The organism is Viridibacillus sp. KH_047 (genome assembly GCF_057838945.1).
Genome location: NZ_CM174479.1, coordinates 3,243,025 through 3,254,618 on the forward strand (window position 1 = coordinate 3,243,025; position 11,594 = coordinate 3,254,618).

The 11,594-nt window shown below is 37.7% G+C and carries 11 protein-coding genes; 1 reads left to right on the top strand and 10 read right to left on the bottom strand.

Features of this window, described 5'->3' with window-relative positions:
- The 9 genes from rlmN to AC3IS5_RS16065 all read right to left on the bottom strand — a co-directional run bounded on the left by rlmN (nt 1) and on the right by AC3IS5_RS16065 (nt 9,389).
- Nucleotides 1–1,101, bottom strand: a complete 1,101-nt coding sequence (rlmN, locus tag AC3IS5_RS16025; protein ID WP_053417504.1) for a dual-specificity RNA methyltransferase RlmN — start codon at nt 1,099–1,101, stop codon at nt 1–3.
- A complete protein-coding gene (rsmB, locus tag AC3IS5_RS16030) occupies nt 1,101–2,468 on the bottom strand; it encodes a 16S rRNA (cytosine(967)-C(5))-methyltransferase RsmB (protein ID WP_489425288.1) in 1,368 nt (455 codons plus the stop codon). The genes rlmN and rsmB overlap by 1 nt, the downstream gene beginning before the upstream one ends.
- Nucleotides 2,465–3,406 carry a methionyl-tRNA formyltransferase gene (fmt, locus tag AC3IS5_RS16035; protein ID WP_489425289.1) on the bottom strand — a complete coding sequence of 314 codons (942 nt, stop codon included), beginning with the start codon at nt 3,404–3,406 and terminating at the stop codon, nt 2,465–2,467. Before fmt ends, rsmB begins: the two co-directional genes overlap by 4 nt.
- The gene (gene def / locus AC3IS5_RS16040) at nt 3,403–3,903 is read right to left on the bottom strand and encodes a peptide deformylase (RefSeq protein ID WP_489425290.1); all 501 of its coding nucleotides are present in this window, start codon (nt 3,901–3,903) and stop codon (nt 3,403–3,405) included. The genes fmt and def overlap by 4 nt, the downstream gene beginning before the upstream one ends.
- Nucleotides 3,904–3,929: 26 nt before the next feature.
- The gene (gene priA, locus AC3IS5_RS16045) at nt 3,930–6,338 is read right to left on the bottom strand and encodes a primosomal protein N' (RefSeq protein ID WP_489425291.1); all 2,409 of its coding nucleotides are present in this window, start codon (nt 6,336–6,338) and stop codon (nt 3,930–3,932) included.
- Nucleotides 6,335–7,540, bottom strand: a complete 1,206-nt coding sequence (coaBC, locus tag AC3IS5_RS16050) for a bifunctional phosphopantothenoylcysteine decarboxylase/phosphopantothenate--cysteine ligase CoaBC (RefSeq protein WP_489425292.1) — start codon at nt 7,538–7,540, stop codon at nt 6,335–6,337. Before coaBC ends, priA begins: the two co-directional genes overlap by 4 nt.
- Before the next feature lie 75 nt (nt 7,541–7,615).
- On the bottom strand, nt 7,616–7,840 hold the full coding sequence (gene rpoZ, locus AC3IS5_RS16055) for a DNA-directed RNA polymerase subunit omega (protein ID WP_038183947.1): 225 nt from the start codon (nt 7,838–7,840) through the stop codon (nt 7,616–7,618).
- A gap of 4 nt (nt 7,841–7,844) precedes the next feature.
- On the bottom strand, nt 7,845–8,462 hold the full coding sequence (gene gmk, locus AC3IS5_RS16060; RefSeq protein ID WP_038183944.1) for a guanylate kinase: 618 nt from the start codon (nt 8,460–8,462) through the stop codon (nt 7,845–7,847).
- Nucleotides 8,463–8,513: 51 nt separating this feature from the next.
- Nucleotides 8,514–9,389, bottom strand: coding sequence for a YicC/YloC family endoribonuclease (locus tag AC3IS5_RS16065; RefSeq protein WP_430355428.1), 876 nt, complete (start codon nt 9,387–9,389; stop codon nt 8,514–8,516).
- Nucleotides 9,390–9,610: 221 nt separating this feature from the next.
- Here AC3IS5_RS16065 and AC3IS5_RS16070 point away from each other — a divergent pair, with 221 nt between their 5' ends.
- The gene (locus AC3IS5_RS16070; protein WP_489425293.1) at nt 9,611–11,299 is read left to right on the top strand and encodes an Rqc2 family fibronectin-binding protein; all 1,689 of its coding nucleotides are present in this window, start codon (nt 9,611–9,613) and stop codon (nt 11,297–11,299) included.
- A 71-nt stretch (nt 11,300–11,370) separates the two neighbouring features.
- Here AC3IS5_RS16070 and AC3IS5_RS16075 read toward each other — a convergent pair whose 3' ends face one another.
- The gene (locus AC3IS5_RS16075) at nt 11,371–11,502 is read right to left on the bottom strand and encodes a hypothetical protein (protein ID WP_489425294.1); all 132 of its coding nucleotides are present in this window, start codon (nt 11,500–11,502) and stop codon (nt 11,371–11,373) included.
- Nucleotides 11,503–11,594: the final 92 nt, after the last annotated feature.

The following is an 11,594-nucleotide window of genomic DNA, read 5'->3' on the forward strand; positions in this document are numbered from 1 at the left end:
TTAATTCGTCGTTTCTTGCTTTCTCTCCTTCGCACGTAATTGACCACATGCAGCATCAATATCTGAACCGTGCTCGCGTCGAATCGTTACATTAACACCATGATTTTTTAATGTTTTTTCAAAAGAGAAAATATCATTTTTCGGTGTACGTACATAGTCACGTTCTGGAACATAGTTTACTGGAATCAAGTTCACGTGACATTTAATACCTTTGATTAATCTTGCTAATTCTTCAGCATGTTCTACTTGGTCATTGACTCCGCCAAATAGACCATATTCAAAACTAACTCGACGACCTGTTTTCTCAGTGTAATAACGAATTGCTTCAATTAGATCTGGTAATTTGTACGCTTTTGCAATTGGCATCAAACGTAGACGCAATTCTTGGTTAGGTGCATGTAATGACAAGGCAAAATTAATTTGTAATTGTTCATCTGCAAATTTATAAATTGAAGGAATAATACCACTAGTTGATACTGTGATATGGCGCGCACCAATGTTCAATCCTTTTTCATGATTGATGACTTTTAAGAAGCTCATCATGGCATCGTAGTTATCAAACGGTTCACCGATTCCCATAATCACGACATGACTCACACGTTCGCCAACTTCATCTAATGCTTTTTGAACGTTGACAACTTGCTCAACAATTTCACCAGCTAATAAATGACGCTTTAATCCTCCTAAAGTAGATGCACAGAATGAACATCCGATACGACACCCTACTTGTGTCGTTACACAAACAGAGTTCCCATATTCATGACGCATTAACACAGTTTCAATTGAATAGCCATCTTGTAATTGGAACAAGAACTTGATGGTACCATCTTTAGATTCTTGTTTGATTAAAGTACTTAATGTACTAAGTTCAAAGTCAGCAGCTAATTTATCACGTAATTCTTTTGATAAGTTAGACATTTCATCGAATGTTGTTACACGTTTTATATATAACCAGTCAAAAATTTGGCCTGCACGGAACGGTTTTTCACCGTTGTCCTTTAACCAAGTTTGCATTTCTTCTGGTAATAATGAATAAATCGATTGGCGTAATTGTGGTTTTTCTTTTTTAACTCTTACTGGTTTTTGTATTTCTTGATCCATTAGTTTGTAAATTCTCCTTTTTTTCTAAAGGCAGCAACGAAAAAGCCATCACTGCTAAAGTCTTGTGGAAAGACTTGCATCATTCCGTTTGTTTGAAGTTCTTTGAGTACGTCTGGCACATTCGGTACAGGTTCAAGTTCCATATCCGGATGTTTCTCTAAAAATGCAGAAACAGTTCCATCGTTCTCAATTTTATCAACTGTACAAGTACTGTAAACCATTTTGCCTTCATTTTTTAATAATTCATAGGCTGAATCCAGTAATTGTAATTGTATTGGTTGTAGTGATGAGAAATCTTCTTCTTTTTTCGTATATTTAATATCCGGTTTACGTCTAATAACTCCTAATCCACTACACGGTGCATCGACTAAAATACGATCAAATGACTGCTTTTCAAATTGCTCAGTTGCTTTTCGACCGTCTAAAACTTTTGCGTCAATAACAGTTAGACCAAGACGTTCTGCATTGCTCTTTATAAGTTTTAGTTTATGATCATGTAAATCAGTTGCGATTAACTCGCCTTCGTTTTTCATTTTCTCAGCAATATGTGTTGTTTTACCACCTGGTGCCGCACACATATCTAAAACTCTCATTCCTGGCTCTACTTGCAAAGCGTAAGCCGGAATCATAGAGCTTTCATCTTGTATGGTAATCAAACCATTTTTGTATGATTCTGTACGAGCAGCTTGACCCGTTAATAAATGCAAGCATTCTGGTAACACTTTACTACGTACAACTTCAAATTTTTCGCCCCACAAGCTTTCAAGCGCTTGGTCTGTTGTTACTTTTGCTGTATTTACACGAATAGTTTGTTGTGGAGGTAGATTATTTTCAAACAGCATATCAGATGTTTTTTGAATGCCGTAAGCTTCTACATAACGGCGTACTAACCAGATCGGGTGACTCGTTTCAATAGAAAGTCGTTCAATCGGATCTTTTATTTCCGTCGTATCTCTAATTCCGTCACGTAAGACCGAACGTAAAATGCCGTTTACTGTTTTAGAGACACCTTGATGGCGTGCTCGGTGTTTTGCTATCTCAACGGCTTCATTTACTGCTGCATGATCAGGAATTTTCGATAGGTATGCAATTTGATATAAAGACAGGCGTAGTAACCATCTCACCCAATCATCCAATTTCCCACGTACAAATGGCTCTAAATAATAATCTAAAGTCATTTTGTATTGAAGTGTACCGTAAGTAATCTCCGTCAAAAGAGCACGGTCTTTCGGCTTAATATTATATTTTTCAATTGTTTGATGAAGAAGTAAATTACTATATGCTTGCTGTTTATCTACTGCAAGAAGAATAGTTAATGCTGCGTCGCGAACATTACCATCCCAAATTTTATCTTTCTTTTTTGTCATTCAAAACGGTCCCCAATCTGTAATTTTGACCCGGTACCCCTTAAGTAATCCATCGCAGTCATACGCTTTTTGCCAGCTGGCTGTAAATCTAAAATATTAATGGCTTCTCCGTTACCTGTTGCAACTGTAAAATATTCTTTATCAATAGCAATAACAGTACCAGGTACTTCGTTATGTTTTTTATCCGACTTTTGCGCCCACCAAATTTTCACATTATCGCCATTCAATTTCGTATACGCTACCGGCCAAGGATGTAAACCTCTTACTTGGTTATAAATTTCTGTGCTATTTTGCTGCCAATTGACTAGCTCCTGTTCACGTGAAATATTATGAGCAAATGTCACTTTTTCTTCATCTTGCGGGATGCGAGCATTAGTGCCATCGATAATAGACGGTAACGTTTCTTTTAGTAGGTCGCGACCAATAATACTTAATTTATCAAACAATAGGCCAGTATGATCTTGCTCATCAATTGTGAGTTCTGCTTGTGAAATAATATCACCTGCATCAAGTTTAACTGCCATATACATTATCGTAACACCTGTTTTTTCTTGTCCATCGATTAAGCATTGATGAATTGGTGCTCCACCTCGATAAGCTGGTAATAATGAAGCATGAACATTCACACAACCAAGTTTCGGTGTATCCAATAGTTCCTTCGGTAAAATTTGACCGAAAGCCGCTGTTACGATTAAATCAGGATTTAAAGCGATGATTTCTTGCAACTCTTCAGATCCACGAAGTTTCTCTGGTTGAATTACCGGTAACCCTAAACGAACAGCCTCTTCTTTGACAGGTGGTGGCGTTAACACACGTTTACGACCAACAGGACGATCCGGTTGTGTTACGACAGCTTTAATATCGTACCCTTCTTCATGAAGCATACGCAAAACCGGTACCGAAAAGGCAGGTGTCCCCATAAAGACAATGGAAATCATTCCTGTTCCTCCTCTGCTTCGGCCATTTCATCTAATTCTTCAAGCGTATAAACACGCGTAATTTTTTTATCAAATAACACACCAAACAAATGGTCAATTTCATGTTGAATCACACGTGCGTCAAAACCGGCTGCCTCAACTTCATACCACTCTCCATTACGGTCTTGTGCTTTAATATGGACATAATCAGGACGTTCTACATCGCCATAAAGTTCTGGAAAACTCAAACATCCTTCAATCTCAATAGCAGAACCATCTGTAGCTAAAATCGTTGGATTAATGATTTCAAGAATGGCTCTTTCCTCGCCCATTTCTACAACTGCCGCTTGTATGCTTTTATTTACTTGAGGTGCTGCGATGCCTACACCATCATTCTCAAGCATAGTATCATACATATCATCAAGTAATTTTGCTAGCTCTGCATCAAATTTAGTAACAGGCGCTGCTTTAGTTTCTAACACTTTTGCTGGATTTTTTACAATTTCTAATAATGCCATAATACCCTCTTTTCTTGCGATTATATCTAAATGGATGAAGGATCTAAATCAACTGTTAATTGAATACCTTTTTTCACCCAGTCTGTTCGATACATGCGAATTAATTGTTGTAAAGTAGCCGTTAAATTGGGCTCTTTTTTATATTTTATCAAACATTGATAACGATATCTATTTTGCACCCGACTAATAGACGCTGCCGTCGGACCAATAATACCTACATTTTGTGATAGTTGCATCCGTAACCAATCTACTGCCTTACCTGCATATTCTGCTGCCATCAGCACATCTTCATGCGTCACTTGAATAAGTACGACATAATAATACGGTGGATAGGCGAAACGCTGTCTCATTTGCATTTCCTGCACATAAAATGGTTCATAATCTTGTTCTTTTGAAAGTTCGATTGCATAGTGCTCCGGTGTATATGTTTGGATAAACACTTCTCCAGGTTTATCATGACGTCCTGCACGACCACTTACTTGTGTAAGTAATTGAAATGTACGCTCCGCAGCTCTAAAGTCCGGTAAATTTAATGAAGTATCGGCACTCAGAACACCAACCAACGTAATATTCGGAAAATCAAGCCCCTTCGCAATCATCTGTGTTCCTAGTAAAATATCAGCTTCTCCACGACCAAAAGCATCTAAAATACGTTCATGAGAACCCTTTTGTCTCGTTGTATCAACATCCATACGAAGTACTCTTGCTTCAGGAAAGAACTTATATATTTCACTTTCAACCTTTTGCGTTCCAGTACCGAAAAATCGAATATGTTCACTTTGACATTCAGGGCATTCATGTGGCACGTGTTCTTCATAGCCACAATAGTGACATTTCAGTTTTTCTTGAGAGCGGTGATAGGTCATAGAAATATCACAGTTTTTACATTGAACAACCGTACCACAATCTCTGCATAACACAAAGGAAGAAAATCCCCTACGATTAAGGAATAATACCATCTGCTCTTTTTTTTCAAGTCGAATACGAATTGCTTCTGCTAATTCCTCAGAGAACATTGAACGATTCCCATTTTTTAATTGTTCACGCATATCGATAATTTCAACTGTTGGCAAGGATTGCTGCATTGCACGTTTTTTCAGTGTCAATAATGTGTACACTTGCTTCTTTGCTCTAGCAAAAGATTCTAAAGAAGGAGTTGCACTACCTAATATGACAGGACATTGATGAAATTCACTACGCCAAATAGCTACGTCCCGTGCATGATAACGCGGTGAGTCCTCTTGCTTATAAGTTGACTCATGCTCTTCATCCAATATAAATAAACCTACATTTGTGAAAGGGGCAAAAACAGCTGACCGAGCGCCGACTACAACCTTTACTTCCCCTCTTTGAATCTTTCGCCATTCATCATATTTTTCGCCTTTCGATAGGCCGCTATGAAGTACAGCGACTAGTTCTCCAAAACGCGAGCGAAAACGCTCCGACATTTGAGGTGTTAAAGAAATTTCAGGGACGAGTACAATCGCTTCTTTCCCTTTTTCAAGAGTACTTTGAATAGCTTGTAAATAAACTTCCGTTTTCCCACTTCCTGTAATGCCATGCAGTAAAAACGTTGTCGGTAGTTTATTTTTCATCGCTGTTAATATTTGCTGAAGTGCTACTTCTTGTTCATCAGTCAGTGCAAGCGGCTTCGTCTTCACTGCATTCTTTGTAAATGGGTCTCGGTACACTTCTTCTTGAATATACGTGGCAGCCCCTTTTTCAATTAATGCATTAAGAACTGCAGTTGTAATATCTAAGGTTTGACAAAGTTCTTCAGGTGTCAAAACCGCACCTTTGTGATCCACCATCCATTCAGCGACCATAACTTGCTTTTTCGCTCTTTTTGGAATATCAGCGGCAATTTGCTGTAACTTCACTTCATCATCCAAAATTTTCAACTTTCGGACAGCCTTTACTTGACCTTGTTGTTTGACGACTGTTTTTATTTGGACAATTCCTTGTCCAATACTATATTTCAATGATTTCAGAAGTCCAGCAACTTCTACTTTTTTATATGGAATCGATGATTTATTGCCAAAAAGATTTTGTAATTCAGCTGGCAGGTCATCTAGTGGGCCTGTGAGATGAATGGTTTTTTCGTATTTCGCCCGTAACGCGGAGGGTAACATCACTTGTAATGCATCAATTTCAAAGCATAAAGTCTGTTTTGTCATCCACTGGGCAAGCTGTAGCATTTCACCTGTTAAAACAGGTTCAATATCGAGTAACTGTGATAGTGGTTTTAGTTTACCTTGTGGAACATCCGTTTCTTCCTTTAAAGCAGTGATGAAACCGAGCACATTGCGAGGGCCAAATGGTACTTTTACACGACATCCAGCTTCTACAAGTGCTTGCCATTCATCTGGAACAGCGTAGTCAAACGGTCGATCCACTGGATATGCCGCTACATCTACGATGACTTGCGCAATCACAATAACATTTCTTCCCTTGTTAAAATGGTTTTGAACAACTCAAGTGCCAATTCTTTTTTAGGAAGATGAACGAATGTTTTTTCGAAATCATTATGACCAACGAGTGTAACCGTATTTGTATCAGTGCCGAAGCCTGCTCCATCTTGAGTTACATCATTAGCAACAATATAGTTTGCGTTTTTCTTTTCTAGCTTACCTTTTGCATACTTTAATACATCATTGGTTTCTGCTGCAAAGCCAATTAATAATTGATCTTTTTTACGTTCCCCTAATGTTAGTAAAATATCAGTGGTGCGTTCTAATTCAATAATCGCATCACCTGGCTGTTTTTTCATTTTTTGCATATGTGCCGTTTTTGGACGATAATCCGCTACCGCTGCAGTTTTTACAACAATATTGGCGTCATCATATTCGGCTAACATAGCTTGGAGCATGTCCTCGGCACTTTCCACATGAACAACCCTTACACCAGCTGGAGGCTCAATTGCTACCGAACCTGATACAAGTACAGTTTCTGCACCTAATTCAAGTGCTGCTGCAGCCATAGCATAGCCCATTTTCCCAGTTGAGAAATTAGTTAAATAACGTACAGGATCAATTCTTTCACGCGTTGGTCCTGCAGAAATTACAACTTTCTTTCCTTTTAAAAGTTCGTTTTTAGGTTCGAAAAACTGCGCAGCTAGTGCTGTAATTTTCTCTGGTTCTTCTAAACGACCTTTACCTACATATCCGCAAGCTAAAAAGCCCTCAGATGGTTCAATAAATTCATAGCCATCTTTAGCTAATTGGGCAATATTTCGTTTAACTGCAAGATTATCATACATATGAACATTCATTGCAGGTGCAATCCACACTTTTGCAGTTGTTGCTAATAATGTGGTTGTTACCATATCATCTGCAATGCCATTTGCAAGTTTACCAATTACATTTGCAGTTGCCGGAGCTACGATGATTAAATCCGCCCAATCCGCTAAATCGATATGTGCAATAACACTCGAATCTTTTTCATCAAAAGTGTCTGTATAAACATCATTTTTAGACATTACTTGAAAGCTTAAAGGTGTTACAAAACGTGTTGCAGATTCAGTCATCATTACTTTCACATTTGCACCAGCTTGAGATAATTTACTCACTAATGCTACTGCTTTGTAGACGGCGATTCCGCCTGAAACACAAAGTAAAATGTTTTTATTTGCAAGCATTTTTTTCTTCCTTTCAAAACGACAAGCTCCCAAAGAAATGTTAATTTCCTCGGGAGCTTCTACGTTGTCATGTCATTAAACTTCGTCTTCGTAAATAGCTGATTCGTCTTGAGCTACTTGACTTAAAACGCCAGCAGAAACTTCTTCTAGTGCTTTACCTACATTCTTATGTGATTTATAAGATGAAAGTCTATAGTCACTACCTTCTTGCATTGCACGTGCTCTTTTTGAAGCAAGGCTAACTAATGAATATTTTGAATCGATTTTTTGTTTTAATACGTCAACAGATGGGTATAACATCTAATTATTCTCCTCTCAGCATAGCTAAGTATTGTTTTTCTACTCTTTCACGTCGACAATGTTCCGCAACTACGATTGCATTGACACGATCACAAGCTAATTGTACTTCATCGTTCTCAACGACATAATCGTACAAATTCATCATTTCTAATTCTTGATTTGCAGCAGCAATACGCGTTGCAATCACATCTTCTGTTTCAGTACCACGCCCAACTAAACGTTGCTGTAATGCTGAAATGCTAGGTGGCGCAAGGAAGATGAATAAACCATCAGGAACCTTGTCACGAATTTGAGCTGCACCTTGTACTTCAATTTCTAAAAACACATCGCGTCCAGCATCTAATGTTTTGTTTACATATTCTAGAGGTGTGCCGTAATAGTTCCCTACATATTTAGCATATTCAAGGAGTTGTCCTTGTTCGATTAAACTTTCGAATTCCTCTGTTGATTTAAAGAAGTAATCAACACCATCAACTTCGCCTTCACGTGGTAGACGTGTAGTCATGGAAATAGAATACTCATAATTAGTATCTGGTTGTGAAAAAAGTGCTTTTCGTACAGTACCTTTTCCGACACCTGAAGGGCCAGATAGGACAATTAATAATCCACGTTCTCTTCTCATGCTTTCTCCCTCATCATTACAATATATTAATAGTACATTTAGTAAACACAATTATTCAATATTTTGAACTTGTTCTCGCATTTTTTCAAGAATCGTTTTTGCTTGGACAACCGCAGCTGAAGCTTCAACAGATTGGTTTTTAGAACCAATTGTATTAATTTCACGATGAATTTCTTGCAATAAGAAATCGAGTTTTCTTCCGATAGAAACATTATCTTGAAGCGTTTCATCAAGTTGGGCAAAATGACTTGATAAACGGTCTAATTCCTCAGCAATATCTGCTTTTTCAGCAAAAATTGCAACCTCTGCTAATAATCGTTCTTCTAATGCGCTAATGTCTGTAAGCTCTGCAATTCTTGTAACGAGCTTATCGCGATACTTTTGCACGGCTTGATCGGCCACTTTACGAATCAACTCAATTTGCTCTGCTAAATCCGTTTTAAAACCTACTACCGCTTCTTGCAATTCCTGACCTTCTCTTTCGCGCATTTGGATCAGTGCATTTGCAGCTTGTTGTACAGCTTGATCAACAGCTGTTAAAATTTCTTCTTTTGATGTCTCTTGCACTTTGACAGTTAATGCTTGCTCTAAACTCAAAAGTTCTGTCATCGACCACTTTTCGTCGAGCAATATCTGTTTTTGCAATTCTTCTCTTGCTTCTTTATAAGCATTGACTAGAGGCCAATTCACTTGTACAACTTGCTGTTGCTGTGACAATTCTTTCACATATACGGAAACATCTAACTTACCTCTTGAAACTAATGAGGAAAGCAATTTTTTTGTATGAACTTCCGCTTCCATCCACTCTTTCGGAAAACGTGTCGTAACTTCTAAAAAACGATGATTTACCGATCGAATTTCTACAGTAAGCTGAAATTGTTCCGTTGTTGTGACACCCCTGCCAAATCCAGTCATACTACGCACCAAGGTCAGTCACATCCTTCTTTGCATACTGATTTTTAATTATAACATATGAAAACAAGTTTTGCCTTGCAGATTTGCTAGAAGTTCACTTAATGGAGCAAAAAAAATGATTAATATCGATAGGCATTAGTCACGAAGAACTACATTTTACAAATCCTATACTTACCTATATAAACGAAAAAAATGTTAAGATAGAACAAAACGATTTGAAAGAGGAATTACTTATGGCTTATGATGGTTTATTTACAATCGCAATGGCGAAAGAGCTACAACAGTTAGTAACTGGCCGAATCGCGAAAGTGCATCAACCGAACTCTCAAGAAATTATTTTACATATACGTGCCAATGGTGGAAATCACAAATTACTATTTTCAATCCACCCTTCTTATGCACGTGTTCATATCACAGAACAAACAATTGAAAACCCGCCAGAACCACCTATGTTTTGCTCGTTACTCCGTAAACATATTGAAGGTGGATTTATTGAATCAATCCAACAACAAGGAGCTGACCGCGTCCTCATCTTTAAAATTGCTAGTAAAAATGAAATTGGTGACCCAATCACGAGGGAATTGCACGCTGAAATCATGGGACGCCATAGCAATTTAATTTTAGTTGACAAAGAAACAGACAAAATCGTTGATAGCTTAAAGCATCTACCACCTGCAATGAATAGTTACCGTACAGTTTTACCTGGTCAACCTTTTATCGCACCACCAGAACAAGATAAGGAAGACCCTAAAACGGTAAGCATGGAATCATTACAACTTTTCTTTGCTGAAGAAAAAAACACACAAGAAGTAGTCCAGCATTTTACAGGCTTCTCTCCCTTACACGCTACTGAATTGTTATACAGAAGTGAAACTACAGGGCAACCGATCGCTGACCTCTTCTCATTATTTATTGAAGAATTTGAAATTGGAGGGAATTCACCAACCTACGCCGAAATAAAGGGGAAATCATATTTTTCACCAGTGAAATTAACACATTTAGAAGGTGAGCACACAAGCTACCCAAACCTTAGCACTCTACTGGATCGGGTATTCTTTGCAAGAGCTGAGCGAGACCGCGTTAAACAACAAGCTGGTGATTTAGAACGCTGGTTACAAAACGAAATTAGCAAACTTAAATTAAAGTTAAAAAAACTCCAAAAAGATTTAGATCGAGCAAACAATTTAGACCAATTTCAATTATCCGGTGAGTTATTAATGGCTAACTTGTATGCTTTTGAAAAAGGGCAAAAAGAAGTTACTGTTGTTAATTATTATAGTGAGGACAGTGAGGAAATCACGATCCCTATTAGCGAACGGAAAACACCAGTTGAAAATGCACAGAGCTACTATACAAAGTACAACAAGGCGAAAAACGCACTTATTATGGTGCAAGAGCAACTCGATAAAACGCAAGAAGATCTAGCCTACTTTGAAATGCTATCGCAACAAGTACAACAAGCTGCGCCTGCTGATATAGAAGAAATTCGTGAAGAGTTAGCGGAACAAGGCTACTTGAAATTACGCGCTTCAAAACGACGTAAAAAGCCAACAAAACCAACTCCAGAAAAGTTCAAATCTTCTACAGGAATTGATATTTCAGTTGGTAAAAACAATAAACAAAATGATTATTTAACATTTAAAATCGCACGTAAATCTGAAATTTGGATGCATACGAAGGATATCCCAGGATCACATGTCGTTATTCACTCTTCTGAACCAGATGAACAAACTTTATTAGAAGCAGCAACTTTATCAGCCTATTTCAGTAAAGCACGTGAATCATCATCCGTACCTGTCGATTACACAGAGGTACGTCAAGTAAAGAAACCAAATGGCTCTAAACCTGGTTTTGTTATTTACTTCGAGCAAAAGACATTGTATGTAACACCAGATGAAGAACTAATCATGAAGTTAAAATAATTCTTTTGAAGAACACATAAAAGGATTCGCATATTTTTATTTGCGAATCCTTTTCCTTTTTACTAACTTAATTACTTCTCCGTTTCACCAATGCCTAACCATTTCACTGAGATTTCTTTTAATGTACCTTCACTTGTTAATTCTTCTAAAGCTTTCGAAATGTCTTCTACTTTTTTTACTATCCTTAGTAAATAGAAATGCAATACTCCCCCTTGAAGTAGGAACAAACTCTATTTTCACATCATCCAATTTAACTTTATCCATCGTCGGTTTTATGTTGCACAATAAAAAAACT

Bases quoted from the DNA above. Each gene is read 5' to 3' on its own strand.
- rlmN (WP_053417504.1), bottom strand. From the start codon at position 1,101: ATGGATCAAGAAATACAAAAACCAGTAAGAGTTAAAAAAGAAAAACCA.
- gmk (WP_038183944.1), bottom strand. From the start codon at position 8,462: ATGAGAAGAGAACGTGGATTATTAATTGTCCTATCTGGCCCTTCAGGT.
- rpoZ (WP_038183947.1), bottom strand. From the start codon at position 7,840: ATGTTATACCCATCTGTTGACGTATTAAAACAAAAAATCGATTCAAAA.
- coaBC (WP_489425292.1), bottom strand. From the start codon at position 7,540: ATGCTTGCAAATAAAAACATTTTACTTTGTGTTTCAGGCGGAATCGCC.
- def (WP_489425290.1), bottom strand. From the start codon at position 3,903: ATGGCATTATTAGAAATTGTAAAAAATCCAGCAAAAGTGTTAGAAACT.
- fmt (WP_489425289.1), bottom strand. From the start codon at position 3,406: ATGATTTCCATTGTCTTTATGGGGACACCTGCCTTTTCGGTACCGGTT.
- rsmB (WP_489425288.1), bottom strand. From the start codon at position 2,468: ATGACAAAAAAGAAAGATAAAATTTGGGATGGTAATGTTCGCGACGCA.
- AC3IS5_RS16070 (WP_489425293.1), top strand. From the start codon at position 9,611: ATGGCTTATGATGGTTTATTTACAATCGCAATGGCGAAAGAGCTACAA.